The organism is Streptomyces sp. NPDC001970, from assembly GCF_053594115.1.
Window position 1 is genome coordinate 82,417 of sequence record NZ_JBSFDW010000016.1, and the last position, 21,569, is coordinate 103,985.

General features: G+C 72.4%; 21 protein-coding genes. 13 read left to right on the top strand and 8 right to left on the bottom strand.

The window, feature by feature from the left end:
• The first annotated feature begins 68 nt into the window (after positions 1-68).
• A complete protein-coding gene (locus ACWCP0_RS20510) occupies positions 69-557 on the top strand; it encodes a phosphatase domain-containing protein (protein WP_451080222.1) in 489 nt (162 codons plus the stop codon).
• Between the two features lie 114 nt (positions 558-671).
• Here the strand turns inward: ACWCP0_RS20510 and ACWCP0_RS20515 are convergent, their stop codons facing one another.
• Positions 672-884, bottom strand: a complete 213-nt coding sequence (locus tag ACWCP0_RS20515; RefSeq protein WP_451080223.1) for a dodecin — start codon at positions 882-884, stop codon at positions 672-674.
• A gap of 190 nt (positions 885-1,074) precedes the next feature.
• On the opposite strand from ACWCP0_RS20515, the gene ACWCP0_RS20520 reads away from it, so the two are divergent.
• The 3 genes from ACWCP0_RS20520 to ACWCP0_RS20530 all read left to right on the top strand — a co-directional run bounded on the left by ACWCP0_RS20520 (position 1,075) and on the right by ACWCP0_RS20530 (position 4,409).
• Entirely contained in the window at positions 1,075-2,325 is a 1,251-nt protein-coding gene (locus ACWCP0_RS20520) for an extracellular solute-binding protein (protein ID WP_451080224.1), read from the top strand.
• Positions 2,326-2,667: 342 nt separating this feature from the next.
• On the top strand, positions 2,668-3,444 hold the full coding sequence (locus ACWCP0_RS20525; protein WP_451080225.1) for a GNAT family N-acetyltransferase: 777 nt from the start codon (positions 2,668-2,670) through the stop codon (positions 3,442-3,444).
• Positions 3,441-4,409 carry a lysophospholipid acyltransferase family protein gene (locus ACWCP0_RS20530; protein WP_451080226.1) on the top strand — a complete coding sequence of 323 codons (969 nt, stop codon included), beginning with the start codon at positions 3,441-3,443 and terminating at the stop codon, positions 4,407-4,409. The genes ACWCP0_RS20525 and ACWCP0_RS20530 overlap by 4 nt, the downstream gene beginning before the upstream one ends.
• Here ACWCP0_RS20530 and egtD read toward each other — a convergent pair.
• Genes egtD through egtA form a run of 4 tightly spaced genes read right to left on the bottom strand, consistent with a single transcriptional unit; the run spans position 4,304 to position 8,596 of the window.
• A complete protein-coding gene (egtD, locus tag ACWCP0_RS20535; protein ID WP_451080227.1) occupies positions 4,304-5,266 on the bottom strand; it encodes an L-histidine N(alpha)-methyltransferase in 963 nt (320 codons plus the stop codon). The two genes, ACWCP0_RS20530 and egtD, sit on opposite strands and share 106 nt — an antisense overlap.
• On the bottom strand, positions 5,263-6,018 hold the full coding sequence (gene egtC / locus ACWCP0_RS20540) for an ergothioneine biosynthesis protein EgtC (protein ID WP_451080228.1): 756 nt from the start codon (positions 6,016-6,018) through the stop codon (positions 5,263-5,265). The genes egtD and egtC overlap by 4 nt, the downstream gene beginning before the upstream one ends.
• On the bottom strand, positions 6,018-7,331 hold the full coding sequence (gene egtB / locus ACWCP0_RS20545; protein WP_451080229.1) for an ergothioneine biosynthesis protein EgtB: 1,314 nt from the start codon (positions 7,329-7,331) through the stop codon (positions 6,018-6,020). The genes egtC and egtB overlap by 1 nt, the downstream gene beginning before the upstream one ends.
• Positions 7,328-8,596 carry an ergothioneine biosynthesis glutamate--cysteine ligase EgtA gene (gene egtA, locus ACWCP0_RS20550; RefSeq protein WP_451080230.1) on the bottom strand — a complete coding sequence of 423 codons (1,269 nt, stop codon included), beginning with the start codon at positions 8,594-8,596 and terminating at the stop codon, positions 7,328-7,330. Before egtA ends, egtB begins: the two co-directional genes overlap by 4 nt.
• A gap of 136 nt (positions 8,597-8,732) precedes the next feature.
• Here egtA and ACWCP0_RS20555 point away from each other — a divergent pair, with 136 nt between their 5' ends.
• The 3 genes from ACWCP0_RS20555 (at position 8,733) to ACWCP0_RS20565 (ending at position 11,743) form a co-directional block, all read left to right on the top strand.
• Positions 8,733-9,554 (top strand): TIGR02452 family protein, encoded by an 822-nt coding sequence (locus tag ACWCP0_RS20555; protein WP_451080231.1) that lies wholly within the window; start codon positions 8,733-8,735, stop codon positions 9,552-9,554.
• 117 nt (positions 9,555-9,671) lie between these two features.
• Positions 9,672-10,415 (top strand): ArsR/SmtB family transcription factor, encoded by a 744-nt coding sequence (locus ACWCP0_RS20560; protein WP_451080232.1) that lies wholly within the window; start codon positions 9,672-9,674, stop codon positions 10,413-10,415.
• Positions 10,412-11,743 (top strand): MFS transporter, encoded by a 1,332-nt coding sequence (locus ACWCP0_RS20565; protein WP_451080233.1) that lies wholly within the window; start codon positions 10,412-10,414, stop codon positions 11,741-11,743. Before ACWCP0_RS20560 ends, ACWCP0_RS20565 begins: the two co-directional genes overlap by 4 nt.
• A gap of 78 nt (positions 11,744-11,821) precedes the next feature.
• Here ACWCP0_RS20565 and ACWCP0_RS20570 read toward each other — a convergent pair whose 3' ends face one another.
• Together ACWCP0_RS20570 and ACWCP0_RS20575 are read right to left on the bottom strand one after the other, a co-directional pair.
• Positions 11,822-12,523: an alpha/beta fold hydrolase gene (locus tag ACWCP0_RS20570; RefSeq protein ID WP_451080234.1), complete on the bottom strand. Its 702-nt coding sequence runs from the start codon at positions 12,521-12,523 to the stop codon at positions 11,822-11,824.
• A gap of 120 nt (positions 12,524-12,643) precedes the next feature.
• Positions 12,644-12,856: a hypothetical protein gene (locus ACWCP0_RS20575; protein ID WP_451080235.1), complete on the bottom strand. Its 213-nt coding sequence runs from the start codon at positions 12,854-12,856 to the stop codon at positions 12,644-12,646.
• Between the two features lie 399 nt (positions 12,857-13,255).
• Between ACWCP0_RS20575 and ACWCP0_RS20580 the strand changes: the two genes are divergently transcribed.
• From ACWCP0_RS20580 to ACWCP0_RS20590, 3 genes are all read left to right on the top strand, one after another.
• The gene (locus ACWCP0_RS20580; protein WP_451080236.1) at positions 13,256-14,278 is read left to right on the top strand and encodes a LacI family DNA-binding transcriptional regulator; all 1,023 of its coding nucleotides are present in this window, start codon (positions 13,256-13,258) and stop codon (positions 14,276-14,278) included.
• Between the two features lie 36 nt (positions 14,279-14,314).
• The gene (locus ACWCP0_RS20585; protein WP_451080237.1) at positions 14,315-14,584 is read left to right on the top strand and encodes a hypothetical protein; all 270 of its coding nucleotides are present in this window, start codon (positions 14,315-14,317) and stop codon (positions 14,582-14,584) included.
• Between the two features lie 184 nt (positions 14,585-14,768).
• Entirely contained in the window at positions 14,769-16,205 is a 1,437-nt protein-coding gene (locus ACWCP0_RS20590; protein WP_451080238.1) for a benzaldehyde dehydrogenase, read from the top strand.
• A gap of 203 nt (positions 16,206-16,408) precedes the next feature.
• On the opposite strand, the gene trxA is transcribed toward ACWCP0_RS20590, so the two are convergent.
• Entirely contained in the window at positions 16,409-16,804 is a 396-nt protein-coding gene (trxA, locus tag ACWCP0_RS20595) for a thioredoxin (RefSeq protein ID WP_451080239.1), read from the bottom strand.
• A 116-nt stretch (positions 16,805-16,920) separates the two neighbouring features.
• Here trxA and ACWCP0_RS20600 point away from each other — a divergent pair, with 116 nt between their 5' ends.
• From ACWCP0_RS20600 to ACWCP0_RS20610, 3 genes are all read left to right on the top strand, one after another.
• Positions 16,921-18,351: a dihydrolipoyl dehydrogenase family protein gene (locus tag ACWCP0_RS20600; RefSeq protein ID WP_451080240.1), complete on the top strand. Its 1,431-nt coding sequence runs from the start codon at positions 16,921-16,923 to the stop codon at positions 18,349-18,351.
• 494 nt (positions 18,352-18,845) lie between these two features.
• A complete protein-coding gene (locus tag ACWCP0_RS20605) occupies positions 18,846-19,322 on the top strand; it encodes an SRPBCC domain-containing protein (RefSeq protein ID WP_451080241.1) in 477 nt (158 codons plus the stop codon).
• Positions 19,323-19,928: 606 nt separating this feature from the next.
• A complete protein-coding gene (locus ACWCP0_RS20610) occupies positions 19,929-21,365 on the top strand; it encodes a hypothetical protein (protein ID WP_451080242.1) in 1,437 nt (478 codons plus the stop codon).
• Positions 21,366-21,569 lie beyond the last annotated feature (204 nt).

Consider the following 21,569-nt stretch of genomic DNA (forward strand, 5'->3'; position numbering starts at 1 on the left):
CCCTGCGCCACGATGATTCCCGTCGACGCGCCGCCGGCTGCCTGCCGCGACCGCTTACCCTGGGGCCCGTGCATCAGAGCAGCAGGCCGCTGGCCGTATTCGACCTTGACGGGACCGTCGCCGAGACCGGCCACCGCCAGCACCATCTGGAGCGGAAGCCGCGCGACTGGGACGGTTTCTTCGCCGCCGCCCCCGACGACGCACCCCTCGCCGACGGCGTACGACTGGCGGCCGAGGCGGCCGAGGAGTGTGAGGTCATGTACCTGACCGGCCGCCCCGAGCGCTGCCGCGTGGCGACCGTGAAGTGGCTGGAGCAGCACGGACTGCCCACGGGTCGCATCTGGATGCGCCGGGACGACGACCGCCGGCCCGCGCGGACCACCAAAATGGAGATCCTGCGGCGCCTGAGCCGCACCCGCGAGATCCGGATGCTGGTCGACGACGACGAACTCGTCTGCGACGCCGCCGAACGGGCGGGCTTCCGTGTGGTACGCGCCCGCTGGGCCAGTACGTCCCAGGCGATGAAGGACGCCCAGCAGCGCGAAGGCCGCACCTGAGCCGGACGGCGCCCGCGCGGCGCCGGGGCTGCTGCGCGCCACGGCTTCCGACGCGGCTGCTGCGCGGGACCCGTTGCGCCCTGTGCGGCCGAACGGGTGACGTGCAGCCCTGTCCTACGAGTCTTCCAGCCGGAAGCCGACCTTCAGGCCGACCTGGTAGTGCTCGATCTCGCCGTCCAGGATGTTGCCGCGGATCTGCGTCACCTCGAACCAGTCGAGCCCTCTGAGCGTCTGCTTGGCGCGCTCGATGCCGTTGCGCAGGGCCTGGTCGATCCCCTCGTGCGAGGTGCCGACGATCTCGGTGACCCGGTAGGTGTGGTGGGACATGGGGCCGCACTCCTCGTCGCTGTGGCGGTGGTTCCCCTCCACGGTGCACCACCCCGGAGCGGTCCGCGAGGTGTCGGGGGGTTGACCACCCGATTGGTACATACCAAAATCCAGCCAACGCCCGCGCGAACACTGTTCGATCCCCCCACGTCGGGTCCACCGTCCGTGCCATCACGCAAAGGTGACCTACGTGAAGAACCGTCTCCTGACCTGCGCCACAGCCATCGTGTCCGCGACAGCGCTCAGCGGCTGCGGAATGCTGCCGGGCGGCGGCCCGGGCGGCCGTACCGTCACCGTCTGGCTGATGCAGGACAGCGTCTCCGACGAGTTCCTTGAGCGCTTCGTCACCGAGCACGAGGACGCGCACCCCGGTGTCGACCTGGAGGTGACCTTCCAGGAGTGGACCGGCATCGGCAAGAAGGTGACCGCCGCGCTGGAGAGCGACGAGGCACCGGACGTCATCGAGGTCGGCAACACCCAGGTCGCCGAGTACGCCGGGAGCAACGCGCTGCTCGATCTCACCCTGGAGTCCATGCGTGACCTGGGGAGCGAGGACTGGCTGCCGGGCCTCGCCGACCCGGGGAGCATCAACGGGACGCAGTACGGCATCCCCTGGTACGCCGCCAATCGCGTCGTCATCTACAACAAGGACCTCTATGCGCAAGCGGGCATCGACGTGCCCGCGAAGACGCGCGAGCAGTGGCTCGAGGACACCGAGAAGCTCAACAGCGGCGGCAACCAGGGCATTTACCTCTCCGGACAGGACTGGTACACCCTTGCCGGGTTCATCTGGGAAGAGGGCGGGGAGATCGCCGTCGACGAGGGCGGTCTCTGGACGGGAGCCCTGCACGCACCCGCCGCGATCAAGGGCATGGAGTTCTACGAGAAGCTCCAGGCCCTCGGCGACGGACCGGAGAACGCGGACGAGCAGACGCCGCCGCAGGCCGGGGTCTTCGCCAAGGGCGACGTCGCCCAGATCATCGCGGCCCCGTCCCATGCGAAGGCCATCGAGGAGGCGAACCCCGCACTCAAGGACAAACTCGGGTTCTTCCCGATCCCGGGCAAGACCGCGGAGAGACCCTGCGCCGTCTTCATCGGCGGCTCCGATCTGATCATTCCCGAGAAGGCTCGCGAGCGCGGCGCCGCGATCGAGGTGGTCAAGGCTCTCGCCGGTGAACGCTGGCAGAAGGAGCTCGCGCGGACCATGAGCTACGTGCCCAACAAGTCGAGCCTCGCGTCGGCCGTCGAGGGCGACGCGGCCACCGCCGCGATGGCCGCGGGCGCGACGCGGGGGCGGGCCACTCCCAACTCGCCGCAGTGGGCGGCCGTCGAGGCCGACAACCCGATCAAGCAGTACATGACCGCCGTCCTGCAGGGCAAGGACCCCGTGAAGGAGGCGAAGAGCGCCTCGGACCGCATCACGGCGGCGCTCGCCGAGTGAGAGGGGCCAGGGCCAACCGGTTTTCCTGAAATACTCCGTTTTTCTCCTCATTCGCGACGTATTGTTCCGTGGGCATCTCGGCGGACATCTCCGCGGAGTTCACCGCGAATCGCTCCGCGAACGACTCTCCGGCGCCGGTCCGCCCTTCATGCGGACCGGCATTGCGCTGCCCCGTCCGGACCGGGTCACCGGCCGGGCGGGCCGGAGTCGCCCGGCATTCAGATGGCGCACATCCGCGCTCCGCACCCACGTCATGTCGAATCCAGCCGGTCACGGAATTAGTTAGGGGCCGGGCCGCCGCAGGCGCGGTCCAGTGCTTCCGTCCGGCAGAGGAGAGCCGCCATGCCCGTATCGCCCGCCGTCGCTCCCGCACCACTCGTGTCCGCCGAGCCACGCTACGTGGTCTCCCTCGCCCGCGACCAGGACGACGTCCGCGCCGCCCAGCGGCTGAGGCACCAGGTGTTCGCCGGAGAGATGGGCGCCCGGCTCGAGGGACCCGAGCCCGGCCTCGACATCGACGCCTTCGACGCGTACTGCGACCACATTCTCGTACGGCACGAGGACACCGGCGAGGTCGTCGGGACGTACCGGGTGCTGCCCCCCGACCGCGCGAAGGTCGCCGGGCGGCTCTACTCCGAGACCGAGTTCGACCTCACGCGGCTCGCGCCCATCCGCGACGACCTCGTCGAGGTCGGCCGCTCCTGCGTCCACCCCGCACACCGCAACGGCGCCGTGATCGCCCTGATCTGGGCCGGTCTCGCCCGCTACATGACCCGCACCGGCCACACCTGGCTGGCCGGCTGCTGCTCGATCCCGCTCGCCGACGGGGGCACCCTCGCGGCCGCCACGTGGGACACCGTCAAGGCCAAGCACCTTGCCCCGGAGGAGTACTGGGTCACCCCGCACAAGCTCTGGAGCGCCGACGGCATCGAACGCCCCGAGGGCCGCACCGAGCTCCCGCCGCTGCTGCGCGGCTACCTCCGGCTCGGCGCCTGGGTGTGCGGCGCGCCCGCCCACGACCCCGACTTCGGCGTCGCGGACCTGTACGTCCTGCTCTCGCTGCGCCGCACCAACCCCCGCTACCTCAACCACTTCCTCTCCCTGGCCCCGGTGAAATGAGCGTCTGGCTCCCCGTCGCGCCCTGCACCCCGGCCGACTGTGCGACCCCTCGATGGCCCACGGTCGGCCGTCTGACGGCGATCACCCGCCTGATCGCGGGCATGTCGGCGGTACTCGCCGGCGTGCTGCTCTCCCCGCTGGCGATCCCCCTCGGCCCGGCGGGCCGGGCCCGCCTGGTCGGCCTGTGGTGCCGCACGGTGATACGCGCCTTCGGCGTGCGGATCCGCGTCGTGGGCCCCGAGCCGGGAGCCGGTTCCGTGCCGGGCCCCGCGTTCGCGCCGCAGGCCGGCGACGCCGCCGGGACACTCGTGGTCCCCAACCACATCTCCTGGCTGGACATCCCTCTGGTCGCCGCCGTCCTGCCGGGGCGGATGCTGGCCAAGAAGGAGGTGCGGCAGTGGCCCGTGCTCGGGCCGCTCGCCGGGTTCGGCGGGACGCTGTTCGTGGACCGGGACCGGCTGCGGGCACTGCCCGGGGTCGTCGGGACCATGGCGGACGCGCTCAGGGGAGGGTCGCGGGTCATCGTGTTCCCCGAGGGGTCGACGTGGTGCGGTCGCGAGAAGGGACGCTTCCGCAACGCCGCGTTCCAGGCCGCGATCGACGCGGGTGCGTCCGTACAGCCCGTACGGATCTCCTATCGGCCCGTCGGGGCCGCAGCGTTCGTGGGTGAGGACCCGCTGGCCGCGTCGCTGTGGCGGGTCGTGACGGCCGGCGGGCTCACCGCGGAGATCAGGATCCTTCCGCCGATCACCGCGGGCCGCCACGCCGACCGCCGCTCACTCGCCCGGGCCGCGCACGCCGCGGTGGCCGGCGGCGCGGAGGCGACGACCGCCCACCCCGTCCACCGGGCTGTCGCCGCTCACACCGCCGTCGACAGGGACAGCGCGAACCTGCCTGCCGCGTCGGTCCACCACTCCGACATCTTCAGCCCCGTCTCCGCGAGTTCCGCCCGCACTCCTTCCTGACGGAACTTCGCCGAGACTTCCGTACGGATCTCCTCACCGGCTTCGAACGGCACCACCAGATCCAGCTCCCGGATCTTCACCGTCACCGCGTCCCGTGCCCGGAGGCGCATCTCGATCCACTCCTCCTGCGCGTTCCACAGCGCCACATGGGCGAAGGCGTCCAGCGGGAAGTCGGCGCCCAGCTCCCTGTTGATGACCGCCAGCACATTCCGGTTGAACTCGGCGGTGACACCGGCCGCGTCGTCGTACGCCGCGACCAGCACCGCCTCCTCCTTCACCAGATCCGTGCCGAGCAGCAGCGCGTCCCCCGGCGACAGCATCGCGCGTACGGAGCGCAGGAACATCTGCCGCTCGCCCGGCAGCAGATTGCCGATCGTGCCGCCGAGGAAGGCGACCAGCCGGGGCCCGGGGGTCTCCGGCAGGGTCAGGCTCCGGGTGAAGTCGGCGATCAGGGCGTGGACATGGAGCTCCGGCCGCTCGGCGAGCAGGGCCTCGGCCGCGCCCGTGAGCGCGCTCTCGCTGACGTCGACCGGGACATAACTGTGCAGCTCCGTCAGCGCGTCCAGGAGGTGGCGGGTCTTCTCGGAGGAGCCGGAGCCCAGCTCCACCAGGGTGCGGGCGCCGGTCCCGGCCGCGACCTGGGCCGAGCGGGCGACGAGGATCTCGCGTTCCGCACGGGTCGGGTAGTACTCGGGCAGCCTGGTGATCTCCTCGAAGAGCTCACTGCCGCGGGCGTCGTAGAACCACTTGGGCGGCAGTTCCTTGGGCGTACGGGTCAGCCCGTGCAGCACATCGGCGCGCAGCGCGGCGGCCATGGCATCGTCGGGCAGGGTGCGGGTCAGCTGGAACGTGCTCACGCAGTCGGCTCCTTGAGCGGGGTCAGCAGGACATCGGTGCGGGTCGCCGCGAGCAGCGTGCGGTCGGGCACCTCGCACCAGTGGGGGTCGTCGTCGTACGGCTCCGATGCCACGACCGTGCGGCGGCCGGGCTCGGCGAGGTACCAGAGCGAGTCGCCCCAGGCCGTCGCCGTGACCGTCGTGCCGTCCGTGAGCAGCAGATTGAGCCGGGATCCCGGGGCCGCCGCGGCGATGTCGAGCACTGTGTCGGCGAGCGCCATTCCCGGTTCGTCTCCGCTGCGCAGCCGGTGCAGCACGAGCGCCCACACCAGCGCGGAGTCCGAGCGCGCCTCCAGCGACAGCAGGTCGGCGGGCGGCAGGGCGGCTGCCTGCGGTGCGACCGAGTCCGGCCAGCCCCTGACGGCGCCGTTGTGGCTGAACAGCCAGGGCCCGGCGGCGAAGGGCGCGGCCGCCGCCTCGCCGTCCGCGCCCGCCAAGGTCGCGTCCCGGACGGCCGCGAGCAGCGCCTCGCTGCGGACCACCCGGGCCAGGTCGGCGAAGGACTGGTCGCCCCAGACCGGCCCCGACCGGCGGTAGCGGGCCGGGACCGGATCGCCTTCGGCGTACCAGCCGACGCCGAAACCATCCGCGTTGACCGTCCCGTACCGCTGCCTGCGCGGCGCCCAGGACTGCCGCAGAAGGGCGTGCGGCGGCCGTACGAGCAGCTCGCCCAGCGCGGTCGGCGGGCCCAGAAAGGCGATGTGGCGGCACATCACGCGTCCCTGGCGGTACGGAACCCGGAGAAGATCTGCCGGCGCACGGGCAGGTCCCAGTTGCGGAACGTGCCGCGGCACGCCACCGGGTCCACGGCGAAGGAACCGCCGCGCAGCACCTTGTGGTCGGGGCCGAAGAAGACCTCCGAGTACTCGCGGTACGGGAACGGCGCGAACCCCGGGTAGGGCAGGAAGTCGCTCGACGTCCACTCCCAGACGTCGCCGATGAGCTGGCGGACACCGAGCGGCGACGCCCCCTCCGGGTACGCGCCCGCGGGCGCGGGCCGCAGATGCCGCTGGCCCAGATTGGCGCGGCCGGGCGACGGGTCCTCGTCGCCCCACGGGTAGCGCCGCGAGCGCCCGGACGCGGGATCGTGGCGGGCCGCCTTCTCCCACTCGGCCTCGGTCGGCAGCCGCCGCCCCGCCCAGCGGGCGTACGCGTCGGCCTCGTACCAGCTGACGTGCAGAACGGGCTCGTCATCGGGCACCGGCTCGGTCACCCCGAACCGGCGGCGCAGCCACTGCCCGCTCTCACGCCGCCAGAACAGCGGCGCGCCGATGTCGTGCTTGCGGATCTGCGCCCAGCCCTCGGGCGCCCACCACCGCTCGTCGGAGTAGCCGCCGTCGGCGACGAAGGCCTGGAAGGCGCCGTTGGTGACGGGCGTGGTGTCGATGAAGTACTCCGGGAGACGGCGCTGGTGCGCAGGTCGCTCGTTGTCGAGCGCCCAGGGCTCGGCGGAGGTGCCCATGGTGAACGGGCCCGCCGGGACCAGTACTTCGGCCGGCAGCCCGTGCGTGCTGCCGCGGGGCGGCTCGGGCGCGTCGAGTGCGGCCGGGCCGCGCCGCAGCTGATGGGTGATCAGCATCGTCTCGTCGTGCTGCTGCTCGTGCTGCGCGATCATGCCGAAGGCGAAGGCGGAGTCGACGAGCGGGCCGCCGTGCAGCGGATGGTCGTCGAGGATGTCGAGCACCCGGCCCCGTACGTCGGAGGCGTAGGCCCGGGACTCGGCGGGGGAGAGGAGGGGCAGCGACGGCCGCTCGGCGCGGGGGTGCTCGAAAGCGTCGTACACCGAGTCGATCTCGGGGCGTATCGCCTCCCGCCCGGCGACGGCGCGCAGCAGCCACTGCTCCTCCTGGTTGCCGATGTGTGCCAGGTCCCACACGAGCGGCGACATCAACGGAGAGTGCTGTGCGGTCAGTTCATGGTCGTCGACGCAGGTGGTGAGCAGGGCGGTGCGGGCGCGGGCCGTGGTCAGCGCCGCCAGGGCGCGCTGCCTGAGCGCCTCGTCGGTCGCCACCGGGGACTCGTTCATGAGCTGATCTCCTTGCTGCTGAGCGAGAAGTCGTCGGCCGGGCACCGGCCCCGCAGGACGTAGCGGTCGTGGTACGCGGCCACCGCCTCCTGAACGGCCGTGGACGCTCCCAGCCGCGGCAGCGCCTCGAGTGCGACGGCGAAGCAGGTGATGGCGGCGCAGCGCAGTTCGGGGTCGGTGAGCCCGTCACGGGCTGCGGCCAGCCAGAGGGGATTGCGGGGCGCGGGCAGCTCACCGGCGAGCTCGGCGAGCGGTTTGACCGTGCGGTACGCGGTCTCCGCCGCCTCCGGGTCGTCGAACAGGGCCATGGTGACGGCGAGCGGCACCATCCAGCCGTCCTCGCCGGACTGGGCGTCGATCATGCGCAGTTCGAGATGGCCGCGCGGGCGCACGGGCGGGAAGAGCGTGGTGATGTGGTACTCGAGATCCTCGCGGGTGGGCGGCCGCGGCGCCCCGGTCCTTGTCCACTCCCGGAACGTGAGCCGCTCCGGCACCGGCCAGGGCCCCTCCGGCGCCCTGATGCACATCACGGGCGCGTCCAGCACATGCGCCGCCCACGCCGCGCGCGGCTCGACGCCGGGCGCGGGGGCGAGCGAGCGGACCGGGTCCAGGTCCGCCCAGAGGGCCTGCCGGGTGGACCGCCAGCCGGTGGGCCGGCCGGCCCCGGCCGGGGAGTTCGCGAAGGCCGCCACCAGCACCGCACCCAGCAGATGCGCCAGCTGCCAGCGCCGGCCGAGCCCCAGCGGCCCCGGCTCCTCGAAGCCGGCGTCCAGACACACCTGGACGGAGGCGGACGAGCACATCATCGAGCGCCCCGCGGGCCCGGTGCGGTCGAGGCAGGTCTCCATGGCGTCGTACCGCGGTTCACGCAGCAGCCGGCGCGGAGGATGCCAGGGATCGTGACCGAAACCGGTCAGAGTGAGGCCGGATGCGTGCAGTGCGGTCCGGACGGCCGAGAGGTCCGCCGCGGTGGAGTCGATGCACTCCATCAGCGACGCGGCGGGCGGCGAGCTGAGCTCCAGCTGCCCGCCCGGCTCGAACGTGAGCGCCGAGGCCAGGGTCAGGTCCCGCAGCCCGGCGAAGGCCCGGTCCAGACGGGCCGGCGCGACGGGCAGGCGGGGGTGGTGCAGTTCGTGCACGAGCCATTCGAGTTCGACCCCGACGGCGCGGGGCGGGCCCGTCTTGAAGCAGATACATCGAAGCAGGTCTTCGGCGTCGTCACCGGAGATCTGCGGGCCGCTGTCCCCGAAGCCGTCTGCTGCCATGGTCGACTCCTCCTGTCGCAGGCACTCCGTCCACCTAAGGCCACCGTCGCTGGTTCGCACAAGAGTGCCCCTGCGGGGCGTAAAGGGGCCGTAATCGGCTTGCTGCCTCCCTGATCGATCACTGAGGATTCCAGGCATGAGCGCACGTTTGCGGGGGATCGCGAAACAGACCCAGGAGATCGTCGAAGCAGGTCGCTACCGGGCGCCGGGCGGCCTCTTGGTGACGATCGGCGGGGAACTGTCCGCCGCGGTCGAGGGGACACGGATGTACGGACCCGGGCCCGTGCCGGTGGTCCCCGACACGGACCGTTTCAGCCTAAGTGAGGTCACCGGGGAGAGCAGCCTGGACGCTGCCCGCCGCCTCGTGGCCCGGGATCCCGGCCCGGTCGCGGTCCTGAACTTCGCCTCGGCCCGCAATCCCGGCGGCGGCTTCCTGAACGGTGCACAGGCGCAGGAGGAGGCGCTCTGCCGCGCCTCCGCGCTCTATGCCACGCTGCTGCGCGCCCCGGAGTTCTACGAGCACCACCGGGCCGACCGCGACCCTTTCTACTCCGACCGGGTGATCCACTCGCCCGGCGTCCCGGTCTTCCGCGACGAGCGCGGCCGTCTCCTCGACACCCCGTACACGGTGGGCTTCCTCACGTCACCGGCGCCGAACGCGGGGGTGATCCTGAGCCGTACGCCGGAGGAGGCCGACCGCATACCGGCCGCCCTCGCCTCACGCGCGGAACGGGTCCTGGAGACCGCGGCGGCGACCGGTTACCGACGGCTGGTGCTCGGGGCGTGGGGCTGCGGGGTGTTCCGCAACGACCCGGCCAAGGTCGCGGGCGCGTTCCGGGCGCTGCTCCGGGACGGCGGCCGGTTCTCCGGCCACTTCGACGAGATCGTCTTCGCCGTCCTGGACCGCACACCGGCGCAGTCCACCCTGGCGGCCTTCCGTTCGACGCTCGCGGCGTAGGGCCCGCGTCCCCGGTCCCCGGTCCCCGGGGTAGAGGCGAAGGCCTCGGACAACTTCCCCAAAGAAATTCTGCAAAAATACTTTGGGAAAGCGCCTGATCCGCTCTACGCTGCCGCCATGGTCAGCGAAGAGCACCGACGCGTCCTCGATCCCGAGCACGACGCGGCGGCCCTGAAAGCCCTCACCCACCCCCTGCGGATCCGGCTGCTCGGGCTGCTGCGGCTGCACGGCCCCGCCACCGCGAGCGAGCTCGCCGTGCGCACCGGCGAGTCGTCCGCCTCGACCAGCTACCACCTGAGGGTGCTCGCCAAGTACGCCTTCGTCACCGAGGCCGAGCACCGGGACGGGCGCGAGCGCCGCTGGCGCGCCGTGCACCGGATCACGTCGTGGAGCAACGAGGCCATGGCCGCCTCGGACGACAGCCGGGCCTTCGTCTCCGCAAGCCGCAGGGCACAGCTGACGCATCTGGAGCAGACCCTCGTCCAGTACGACGAAGGGGTCGCGGCAGGCCGGCTCGGTACCGAGTGGCTCGAACCGTCGGGCGTGTCCGATGACATCGTCCGGCTGACCCCCGAGTCACTCACCGAACTCCGGCGGACGCTCGACCGCAAGGCCGAGGAACTGGCGGCCCGTGACGCGGACGATCCCCGTGCTCGTCAGGTCGTCATCCTCGTCGCGGGAGCACCGGTCGCGCCCCGCGACAACGGCACGGGTAACGCGGACACGGAGATGAGGACGGGCGCGGAACCCGTGGACGCGGGGACGGACGCGGAAGGCGTGGACACGGGGACGGACGCGGAAGGCGTGGACACGGCGACGGGCACGGAAGGCGCGGAGACGCAGCACGGACACGCCTCATGACCGGCCCGCTCGACCCCGTGTCCGCCCGCCGCCGCTTCACCGCCGTCACTTTCCTCTTCTGGCTGCCCGTGGGCCTGTACATACCCTCACAGGTCCTGCTCCTCGGGGAGCGGGGCATGACCGTGGCCGCCATCGCCTCGCTGTTCGCCGTCCACTCCTTCACCGTCGCCGCGCTGGAGCTGCCCACCGGAGGTCTCTCCGACGTCATCGGACGCCGCCCCGTGCTGGCCGCCGCGGGCGTGCTCAACCTGAGCGCCCTCGTCCTCCTCGCGCTGGGGAACGACGTCTGGATGCTCACGCTCGCCATGCTGCTCATGGGCTCGGGCCGTGCCCTGTCGAGCGGACCCGCCGAAGCCTGGTACGTCGACACCGTGCAGGCCCACTCCGGCCCCGACGCCGAGCTCCGCACCGGACTGGCCCGCGCGGGCACCGCGTCCGCCGCCGCGCTGGCGCTCGGCACCCTGACGGGCGGCGCACTGCCCTGGCTGCTCGGGCTCGGCCCGGACCCCGGCGCGTGGCTGACCGACGCCACCTCCGGGCTCGTACTCCCGCTCTCCGTACCGGCGTTGGCGGGAACGGCCGTCGGGCTGGTCTTCGTGACGTACGTGCTCACGCGGCTGCCCGAACCGCCCAGGCCCCCCGCTGCGCTCCGCGATGTCCTGCGCGGCGTCCCGGTCACCGTGCTCGGCGGGCTGCGCCTGGGTGCGGGAGACCCGCTCGTACGCCGGGTGCTCCTCACGGCGGGCGCGGCCGGCGCGGCTCTGGGCACCGTGGAACTCCTCACCCCCGGACGCGCCGCAGCGCTGACCGGCGCGCCGGAGTCCGGCGCCGTGCTCTTCGCCGTGCTCGCCTGCGCGGGCTTCGTGTGCACCGCACTCGGCAGCCACGCCGCACCGCTCGTGTCCCGCTGGGCGCGCAGCGGGGAGCGCGCGGTCCTGGTCGCTCTCGGTGTGGGCGCAACCGGCCTGCTGCTGCTCGGCCTCACCCTCCTGTGGTCCGGGCCGCTCGCCCTGGTCCTCGCGGCCACCGGCTACGGGCTGATCTACCTCGGGCTCGGCGCCGCGGGCCCCAACGAGAACGACCTCCTGCACCGCCGCGTCGACAGCGCGGGCCGCGCCACGGCGCTGTCGGTGCAGTCCCTCGCCCTCCAGCTCATCGGCGCCCTGGTCGGCCTGGCCGTCGGACGGTTGCCGGCAGGCCCGCTGCCCTGGCTGCTCGGCGGGACGGTCCTGCTCGCCGGCGCACTGCTGTGGATCCGCCGCCCACGCCCCGCGGCGCCGGAGCCCGGATCGCCGACCGTCACGGTGCCCACGGCGGCGGCACGCTGACCGCCGCGTACGGCCGGGGCCCGGTGCGCACCCCCGTCCGCGCACCGGGTCCCTGCGGCTCCCAGGAGGTCCGGACCGTCAGATCCAGCCGTCCAGCGACGACATGAAGCCGTCGAAGTCGTCCCGGTGGATCGTGTGCCCCGCGCCCTCGACCGTACGGACCTCGAAGCCGCGCTCGCGCAGCACCTGGGCCCGCTCCTGCGAGACCAGGAAACTGGGGTCGGCGAGCTGCACCAGCGACGGCACGACCGGCTTCGCGGGCAGCAGGTCCACGCCGACCGAGCCCGCAAGGCCCTGCACCGACGACTCGTCCCACGCGTTGAGCGTCTCCAGCTCGATGTCGACGTCCACGCTCTCCCAGCGCGGGCTGAGCGTCACGATCTGCTCCCGTGTGGCCGTCACCTTGAACGCGGCGAACTGCACGGGATCGAAGCCCTCTTCGGGTGTCGCCAGATACCAGGCCGGGTCGGAGTACACGACGCGCCGCGGTGCGAGCCGCTCCACCGCGAGGGAGAGGGCGAACCCTCCGAGCGAGTGGCCGATGGCCAGTTCGGCGCCGGCAGGCAGCGTCTCGACCACGTCGTCGGCGTAGTCCTGCGGCCTGTACGAGCCGGCGCGACCGCTTGCGCCATGGCCGCGCAGATCGACGGCGAGCACGCGGTAGCCCTTGTCGGCGAGCGCCGGGCCGACCCTGCGCCAGGTGCGGTGGTCGGCCATGATGCCGTGGATCAGGAGCGCGACGCGGTCGCCCTCGCCCCAGGTGTGGGTGTGGAGTCGCACGGTCGTGTGCCTTTCGGTGAGTGCATGGACGGAGCGTTTTCCGCGCACGATGCGGATGGGGCGGCGCACGGCGAGCGCTCACGGCACCGACAACACCGCAGCCGCGAAGAACAGTGTCGTTCAGTCAGCGCTGACCGACCCGATCACGGACGCGGCGAGGGGCGACGATCTGCGGACCAGCTCGTCGGGACGGCGGGAGCACCATGGCCGCGGCCGTCGGCGCGGCGGGTTCGCCGACGAACAGTCCTCGTCGGTGGTGGCGGTCGGCGAGCCGACCGCCACCACCGTGGACACCGCCGTCGCCACGGCGTCGACGGGCATCACGACGGACACCGTCTCCTGGCCTTCAGGCCGGCGGGCAGCACGGTGTGGTCCTTCGGGAGGTGCGGCTGAAGACAGGCGGCTGCCGAGCGGGCGCGCGCACGTTGCGGGTTGCGGCCGAGAAGATCACTGCGGCGACCGCCACGATCACGCCGAAACGAGTGGCCGGTGCGGTGGTCGTCGGAGTGGGCGGCACCCGGCAGGGCCCGCCGACCGACCCGAACGGCAGGCCGGCCCGACGCCCGAGGACGCCTGCGGCCTGATGGGGAGACCGTCCGGACGAGAGGGCGGTTCCCGCGTCGGTCTCTCGTGCCATTGACTCGTGTAATCCCTGTGTAGCACTCAATTCCGGCCATCCGCCGGACCCGAGCGGGATCGGTGCCGGATCGGTCTGGAAAGATGCCGAGGGCGATGAGCCAGACACCCAGACACTCAGCAGAACGTTCCGTTCCGACCAGTGCAGATGTCGCGCGGCTGGCCGGAGTCTCCCGGGCCACCGTCTCGTACGTGCTCAACAACACCGCGTCGGTACGGATCAGCGAACCCACCCGACGCCGGGTGCGCGAGGCCGCCGAAGAACTGGGCTATGTACCGCACGCGGCGGCCCGCAGTCTGCGCGCCGGGCACACCCGCATCGTGCTGCTGCCCACCGCGCACGTCCCGATCGGGCCGCTCTACAGCCGCTTCATCAACGAACTCCAGTGGGCGCTGCGGCGCCTGGACTACACGGTCGTGCAGTACGGCAGCCTCGGCCTCGACGGCGATGCCGCGGCCCGCGCCTGGGCCGAGCTGCGCCCCGTCGCCGTCGTGTCGCTCGGCGAGATCGCGCTCACCCCGCAGGGGGTCGAGGTGCTCAAGCGCTCCGGCGCGAAGGCGGTGATAACGCTCGGTCCGCAGCACGTGGACGGCGCGCACTCCCTGGTCATGGACCAGCGTGAGATCGGCTCCCGGGCGGCGGAGCATCTCCTGGAGCGCGGCTACCGGCGGATCGGCGTGATCATGCCCGAGGAGCAGGGGCTCGATCTCTTCTCGGAGCCCCGGCTGGCCGGCGTCCGGCAGACCGCGGAACCCGCAGGTGCGACCGTGCGGCCGCTCACGCTCGCGTACGACGAGGGCGCGGCGAACGCCCTCGCGGCGCGCTGGCGCGGCCTCGGCCTGGATGCCGTGTACGCGTACAACGACGAGTACGCCATGCTCCTGATGCGGGCCCTGCAGGACACGGGGATCGGCATCCCGGACGAGACGGCCGTGATCGGCGCGGACGACCTGCTGCTCGGCCGGCTGCTGCGGCCGCGGCTGAGCACGGTGCGGATCGACATGGTCACCGGGCAGCATCTGGCCGAGCTCGTCGACCGTGTGGTCCGCGATCCGGGCGGTGCGCCCGAGCGGCGCGATCTGATGGGCGCGCAGGCCGTCCGGCGCGAGTCCACCTGACATGCGGGGCGGGCGGCGCGTGGCTAGCGTCGTGGCATGAGCACACTTCCGCGGCGCTTCGTGGTCCTGCTGGTGCCCGAGCACGTCGTCGACCGCTCCGGGGCGGCGGTCGAGGACAGCGCGGTGCGCTCGGCGGCCGTGGAGTACACGGGTGCGTCGGGCGCGTCGGGCTATCCCCGCTACGCGGGCCACGGCATCGTGGCCGACATCGACCCGGAGACCCGCACGGTGGAGGCGCTCCTGGTGGATGGCTCGGAACTGGACTACGGGCTCACCGCACTGGTCCTGGAGTACACCCCGAACTGACGGGAGCCCTCCGCCCTTCCCCGGTCGCCTTCCTGTCCAACTCGTCGCTAACTCGTCGCTCCCACACGTGAGTTGACGCACTGTCCACGCGCCGCCGGACCGCACGCGGAGCCTTCCGCATGGTTACGATGTTGCACGTTCAACTGGGTGAAACTGAGCGAAACCGAGCGACTGGAGAGTCTTCATGTCCCTGCTCGATCCCAAGACGTGGCAACCCGTCAGACTTTCGGGAGGTGAGTCGGACGTCGTCGAGCCCGCCACCGGTGAGACGCTCGGCGCCGTGCACCTCGCCACGCCGAAGGACGTGTCCACCGCCGCGCAGTCCGCCGCGGCGGCCCAGTCCGCGTGGGCCCGCACCCCGCACTTCGTGCGGGCCGCCGTGCTCCGCCGGGCCGGGGACCTCTTCGGCGAGCACGCCGCCGAGCTGCGCGAATGGCTCGTCCGCGAGTCCGGTTCGATCCCGGGCAAGGCGGACTTCGAGCTGCACGTCGCCGCCCAGGAGTGCTACGAGGCCGCCGCACTCGCCTCCCGCCCCACCGGGCAGGTGCTGCCCAGCGAGCAGCCCCGGCTGTCGTACACCCGCCGCGCCCCGGCCGGCGTCGTCGGCGTCATCGCCCCGTTCAACGCCCCGCTGATCCTCGCCATACGCTCGGTCGCCCCGGCCCTCGCGATCGGCAACGCCGTTCTGCTCAAGCCCGATCCGCGCACCGCGGTCTGCGGTGGTGTGTCCCTCGCCGCCGTCTTCGCGGAGGCCGGGCTCCCCGGAGATCTCCTGCACGTCCTTCCGGGCGGCGCCGATGTGGGCCAGGCGCTCGTCGCCGAACCGGGCGTCCCCGTCATCTCGTTCACCGGCTCGACGGCCGCGGGCCGTACCGTCGGCGAGGCCGCGGGCCGCCATCTCAAGCGCGTCCACCTCGAACTCGGCGGAAACTCCGCGCTCGTGGTCCTGGAGGACGCCGACATCGAGGCGGCCGTGGCCCAGGCCTCGTGGGGTTCGTTCTTCCACCAGGGCCAGATCTGCATGACCACCGGCCGCCACCTCGTGCACGCCTCGCTCTACGACGAGTACGTCGAACGGCTCGCCGCGAAGGCGGACTCGCTCGCCGTCGGCGATCCGCACCGCGAGCAGGTGCACCTCGGCCCGGTCATCGACCGCGGTCAGCTCTCCCGTATCCACGGCCTCGTCGAGTCCAGCACGGCCCGCGGTGCCGTGCTCGCCGCGGGCGGTACGCATCGCGACCTGTTCTACCGCCCCACCGTCCTCGCGGGCGTCGACGACCACACCCCCGTCTATGCCGAGGAGGTCTTCGGCCCGGTCGCCCCGGTCCGCTCGTTCACCACCCTCGACGAGGCGGCGACGCTCGCGGCCGCGGGCCCGTACGGACTCTCGCTGGGCATCGTCACGCGCGACACCGCGCTGGGCCTCGAACTCGCCGACCGGATCCCCACCGGCATCGCCCACATCAACGACCAGACGGTCAACGACGAGGCGGTCGCACCGTTCGGCGGCGTCGCGGCGTCGGGCACCGGCGCGCGCTTCGGCGGCGAGGCCAATCTGGAGGCCTTCACCGAACTGCGCTGGACGACCGTACGCCGAGAGGCCGCAGGCCATCCGTTCTGACAGGCGGGACCGGACCGCGCGAGGGGCTGCCGGCAGCGGACGCGTCACCCGTTCCGACAGTCCGAAGCCCGGGCCGCCGCTGTTCCGGCGGCGGCCCGGGCCCGGCCTCGTTTCCCTGCTGCCGAGCGTCCTCGCCCTGCCGAGGCTCGCCCTGTCGAGCGCCTGCGCCCTACTGCGCGCCTCCCCTGTCGAGCGTCTGCGCCCTACTGCGCGCCTTCGCCCTGCTGTGCGGCAGCGCCCTGCTGTGCGGCCGCGACGGACTTGCGCACCTCGTCCATGTCCAGCCCGCGGGCCTGGCCGATCACGTCCTCCAGCACGGGCTCGGGCAGCGCACCGGGCTGCGCGAACACCGCGACGTTGTCACGGACGATCATCAGCGTCGGAATCGAGCGGATCTCGAACGCCGCTGCCAGCTCCTGCTGCGCCTCCGTGTCCACCTTCGCGAAGACCAGGTCGGGGTGGCGCTCCGAGGCCTTCTCGTAGACCGGGGCGAACTGGCGGCACGGACCGCACCAGGAAGCCCAGAAGTCGATCAGCAAGAAGTCATGGTCGGCTACAACCTGATCGAAGTTTTCCTTGGTGAGCTCGATAGTGCTCATTGCTTCCTACCTCTTCCTGGTGTCCGTCCGGCACCGCCCCGCACAACGACAGACGGGGTGGCCGTATTCCGCCTGCCCATGTGGCCGCGGCCCACACGTGGCACGAGACTGTGCGTATGACGGCAGCCGTGGAGTACGACGTAGTGGTGCTGGGGGCCGGGCCCACCGGCGAGAACGTGGCGGACAGGACCCGGGCCGCCGGACTCAGTACGGCGGTGGTGGAGAGCGAACTCGTCGGTGGCGAGTGCTCGTACTGGGCGTGCATACCGAGCAAGGCGATACTGCGGCCCGTCATCGCCCGCTCCGAGTCGCGCAGGGTCCCCGGCGTGCGGCACGCCGTCCAGGGCCCGCTCGACGCGGCCGAGGTGCTCGCCCACCGCGACGAGTACGTGGCCCACTGGAAGGACGACGGCCAGGTCGGCTGGCTCGACGCGATCGGTGCCCGCCTCTTCCGCGGCCACGGCCGCCTCCACGGCCACCGGAAGGTCGTCGTCGAGGGACCGGAGAACGAGCACCATGTGCTGACCGCTCGCCACGCCGTCGCCGTGTGCACCGGCAGCCGGGCCGTCCTGCCGCACCTGCCGGGACTCGCCGGTGCCAGGGCGTGGACCAGCCGGGAGGCGACCAGCGCGCAGTCCGTCCCCGGCCGGCTCGTGGTCGTCGGCGGCGGAGCGGTGGGCTCCGAGATGGCCACCGCCTGGCAGGCGCTCGGCTCGCAGGTCACCATGCTGGTGCGCGGCAAGGGACTGCTGCCGCGCCTGGAGCCCTTCGTCGGCGAGCACGTCGCCGAGGCGCTCACCGAGGCCGGCGCCACGGTCCGTACGAACGTGTCCGTCGCCGCGGTACAACGCAACGGCGGCGGAGCACCGGTCACGGTCGTCCTCGAGGACGGCGAGCTGATCGACGCGGACGAGGTCCTCTTCGCCACCGGACGCGCCCCCCGCACCGAGGACATCGGGCTGGAGACCGTGGGCCTGGAACCTGGCTCCTGGCTCCCTGTCGACGACAGCTGCCGGGTCGAGGGCTCGGAGTGGCTGTACGCGGTGGGGGACGTCAACCGCCGCGCCCTCATGACCCACCAGGGCAAGTACCAGGCACGCATCGCGGGCGCCGCGATCGCCGCCCGGGCCCAGCACGTCCCGCTCCTGGAGACGGACCGCTGGGGTGCGCACTCCGCGACCGCCGACCACGACGCCGTCCCGCAGGTCGTGTTCACCGACCCCGAGGCCGCGTCGGTCGGCCTGTCCCTGGCCGAGGCCGAGGCGATGGGCCGCCGGGTGCGCGCCGTCGACTACGACCTCGCAGCCGTGGCCGGAGCCGGGCTCTACGCCGACGACTACCGGGGCCGCGCGCGCATGGTCGTCGACCTCGACCGCGAGATCGTCCTCGGCGCCACCTTCGTCGGCCCCGGCGTGGGCGAGCTGCTCCACTCGGCGACGATCGCTGTCGCGGGCGAGGTCCCGATCGACCGCCTCTGGCACGCGGTCCCGGCGTTCCCGACGATCAGCGAGGTGTGGCTGCGGCTGCTGGAGACGTACCGCGGCTAGGCCGTGTCCGGCGAATCTTGCTTGGCCTGCGATGCCTGGCACGCTCCCCCAGAGCTTGCGCCTGGGAGGTGCCCCCACCCCGTAGCCCTTCGGGCACGGGGGTGCCCCGACGCTGTGTTGTCGGAGCCATCCGAGTACGTCCGGTACGAGGATGATCCTCCGCCTTGGCGATGGCACGCACCGGACGCCGCGCGCCCCGCCCTACAGCGGGCGACGCCAGTTCTCACACACGGCCAGGCCCGTATTCCGGATCGTGCCCGGCTCCCGGGGCGGCGTCCTGCGCCCCGTGGAGCCTGCGGCCGAACCGGTGTACGACCGTCCGTTCTGCCGTGCCTGCGACCGCACCCGCCTCACCGCCGACGGACAGGTCCGTGAGAAGCCGCGCTCCGGACTGCTGAAGCACCTCGAATCGCTTCTGTGGCCCGACCCGGGCACGCCGCGAGCAGCACCCCCAAGCCGCGCGAGTCGCTCGACGAGCCCCGTAGTCTGTCGGCGTGTACGCGACGCAGGTCTCCCGCCACATCGATGCCCCGCGTTCGGCCGTCTACCGGGCGCTCGTCGATGCGGCCGCGATCGCGGTGTGGCGGGTGCCGTCCGGCATGAGCAGCCACGTGCACGAGTTCGATGCCCGCGAAGGCGGCTGCTTCCGCGTCTCGCTCACGTATGACGCGCCGAACGGAATGGGCAAGTCGACAGCGCGCACCGACACGTACCACGGCCACTTCGCACGACTCGTGCCGAACGAGCAAGTGGTCGAGGTCTTCGAGTTCGAGACGGCGGATCCCGGACTCGGCGGCACGATGACGATGACGACCACGCTCACCGAAGCCGACGGCGGCACGGACGTCCTGATCGTGCACGAAGGGATTCCGGACAGCGTCCCTGCCGCCGACAACGAGACCGGCACGCGGATGGCACTGGCCAATCTCGCCAGGCTCGTCGAGGCGGACCAGGGCCTCTCTCGTGGTTGAGGCCGGATCAGGGAGCGGTGTCCGTCGGCTCTCGCCGGCGACGTCGCTCCGCCGCTGCGCGAGCGACGTCGCGAGCAGCATGCCCACGACGATCGCGGTGACGCCCGTGACCGTCTTCAGCAGGTCGCGAAACCCCTCGACGAGGTGACCGGCCGCCGGCGTCGTCAGGCCCTCGCAGCCCGAGTGAGCCCACGGTCGACGTGAAGACGCGTCGACGCTGCAGGCGCGGGCCCGCAGCGGACCGAGCGCCCGATGCCCTCGGGCCCCCGCTGCTCGAGCGCAGCAGCAGCCGCGCCGACCGCGCCGGCGCGCGAGAAAGCCGCTGAGTTCATCAGGCCCGGCGGCCGTACGAGAAAGTCGCTCCACGGTCTGTCTCCCCCAACGTCCCTCGCCTGAGGGCCCTTTGCGTGCGGGCGCGCCGGCACGGCGCTCAGGGCGGCAGGACCAGTGCCGGGCGCGGGTGGGGGAGCGGCGAGCGGGACATGACCGGACGGGCGAGGGTCCCGCCGTGCGGTACCGCGTTCACTCATGCGGCCCCGGCCCGCTCGCGTGGGCCAGTGCCCCGGGGTCAGCTGGAGCCACCCATACATACGGGGAGGACGCGCCATGTCGGAAAACGGAGCAACGGGCTCCGGTGCCAGTAAGGGCCCGGGCGCCGGCGGGGGGACGGGCGCCGGGGGGCGTGGCGCGGCGTCGCCCGGCGGGGATGATGCGCGCGCCGAGATCGAGCAGCTGCGCACGCGCATCACGGCACTCGAGACGGCCAGGCCGCCCAGGGCGCCCCGGCACCGGACGCGGTCGTTCTTCGCGGCCCTGCTCATCGTCATCGGCTGTGTCCTCGTGCCGTTCGCCATCGTTGCCGCGTGGACGTCGGACGAGGTGGCGAACACGGACCGGTACGTCGACACGGTCGCACCGCTCGCCTCGGACCCTGCCATCCAGTCGGCCGCGGCGGGGCGGGTCACCGACGCGGTGATGGAACACATCGACCTGGCCAACCTCCTCGAGGGCGTCGCCCCGGCGGACCGGCCACGCCTGGAGACGGCGCTCGGTCTGCTCGGCAACTCGCTGGAGAGCGCCGTCCGCAGTTTCGTCGACGACAAGGCGCAGGAGGTCATCGCCTCCGGAACCTTCGCGAGGATCTGGACCGACGCCAACCGCCGGGTCCACGCAGCCGTGGACAAGGCGCTGACCGGCAGCAGCGACAGCGCGGTGCAGATCAAGAACAACTCGGTGAGCATCGACCTCGGCCCCGTCGTCGACCAGGTCAAACAGCGCCTCGTCGACGACGGACTGACGGTGGCCGCGAAGATCCCCGAGGTGCACACCGACTTCACCGTCCTGCGGGACGACCACATCGGCAGGGTCAAGACGGCCTTCCAGCTCCTCGAGATCGCCGGGTTCTGGCTGCCCGTGCTCGCGGTGGTGCTGATCGCCGCGGGAGTGCTGCTCGCCGCACACCGGCGGCGCACCCTGGTGATCGCCGCACTCGGCTTCGCCGTGGCCGCGCTGGTGCTGGGCTTCGCCTTGAGCGTCTTCCGCGTGGTGTATCTCAACGCGCTGCCGGACAGCGTCTCCCAGCCCGCCGCCGAGTCCGTCTACGACGTGCTGACGCGCTATCTGCGGACCACGGTGCGGATGGCCGCCACGCTCGGTGTGGTGATCGCGCTGGCCGCCTGGCTCTCCGGCCCGGGCAGGGCGCCCACGCTCGTGCGCGGGCTGTGGAACTCCGGCATCGGCGCAGTCCGCTCCAACGCCGACCGTGCGGGCCTGCGCACCGGTCCGGTGGGGCCTTTCGTGCGTCGTTACCGGACGTGGATCACCTGGGTGCTGGTCGCCGTGGCCGTCATCACGTACCTCCTGTGGAGCTTTCCCACGGGCTGGGTCGTCATCGGCATCACACTCGTGTGGCTCCTCGCGATGGCCGTGGTGGATTTCCTCGCGGCGGGCGATGCGGGTGCCCCGGACACGCATGCTTCGGGCGTGGACAGGCCGGAACCTCCGGGACCGGGCCCGGCATCTCATCGGTCGTCCGCCGGGTGACAACCGCAGCCGTACCGGCGCGGTGACCGCGGGTTCCGGGAGACGCAGCCCGCGACGGCCCGGCGCATGCGGGTGCCCCGGATACGCATGCTTCGGGCGTGGACAGGTCGGAACCTCCGGGACCGGGCCCGGCATCTCATCGGTCGTCCGCCGGGTGACAACCGCAGCCGTACCGGCGCGGTGACCGCGGGTTCCGGGAGACGC

What these genes read in the sequence shown, in the direction of transcription:
- ACWCP0_RS20565 (WP_451080233.1), top strand. Translation starts at nt 10,412, where the DNA reads ATGACCGGCCCGCTCGACCCCGTGTCCGCCCGCCGCCGCTTCACCGCC.
- egtC (WP_451080228.1), bottom strand. Translation starts at nt 6,018, where the DNA reads ATGTGCCGCCACATCGCCTTTCTGGGCCCGCCGACCGCGCTGGGCGAG.
- ACWCP0_RS20515 (WP_451080223.1), bottom strand. Translation starts at nt 884, where the DNA reads ATGTCCCACCACACCTACCGGGTCACCGAGATCGTCGGCACCTCGCAC.
- ACWCP0_RS20580 (WP_451080236.1), top strand. Translation starts at nt 13,256, where the DNA reads ATGAGCCAGACACCCAGACACTCAGCAGAACGTTCCGTTCCGACCAGT.
- ACWCP0_RS20585 (WP_451080237.1), top strand. Translation starts at nt 14,315, where the DNA reads ATGAGCACACTTCCGCGGCGCTTCGTGGTCCTGCTGGTGCCCGAGCAC.
- ACWCP0_RS20590 (WP_451080238.1), top strand. Translation starts at nt 14,769, where the DNA reads ATGTCCCTGCTCGATCCCAAGACGTGGCAACCCGTCAGACTTTCGGGA.
- ACWCP0_RS20600 (WP_451080240.1), top strand. Translation starts at nt 16,921, where the DNA reads ATGACGGCAGCCGTGGAGTACGACGTAGTGGTGCTGGGGGCCGGGCCC.
- trxA (WP_451080239.1), bottom strand. Translation starts at nt 16,804, where the DNA reads ATGAGCACTATCGAGCTCACCAAGGAAAACTTCGATCAGGTTGTAGCC.
- ACWCP0_RS20525 (WP_451080225.1), top strand. Translation starts at nt 2,668, where the DNA reads ATGCCCGTATCGCCCGCCGTCGCTCCCGCACCACTCGTGTCCGCCGAG.
- egtB (WP_451080229.1), bottom strand. Translation starts at nt 7,331, where the DNA reads ATGAACGAGTCCCCGGTGGCGACCGACGAGGCGCTCAGGCAGCGCGCC.
- ACWCP0_RS20530 (WP_451080226.1), top strand. Translation starts at nt 3,441, where the DNA reads ATGAGCGTCTGGCTCCCCGTCGCGCCCTGCACCCCGGCCGACTGTGCG.
- ACWCP0_RS20555 (WP_451080231.1), top strand. Translation starts at nt 8,733, where the DNA reads ATGAGCGCACGTTTGCGGGGGATCGCGAAACAGACCCAGGAGATCGTC.
- ACWCP0_RS20560 (WP_451080232.1), top strand. Translation starts at nt 9,672, where the DNA reads ATGGTCAGCGAAGAGCACCGACGCGTCCTCGATCCCGAGCACGACGCG.
- ACWCP0_RS20610 (WP_451080242.1), top strand. Translation starts at nt 19,929, where the DNA reads ATGTCGGAAAACGGAGCAACGGGCTCCGGTGCCAGTAAGGGCCCGGGC.
- egtA (WP_451080230.1), bottom strand. Translation starts at nt 8,596, where the DNA reads ATGGCAGCAGACGGCTTCGGGGACAGCGGCCCGCAGATCTCCGGTGAC.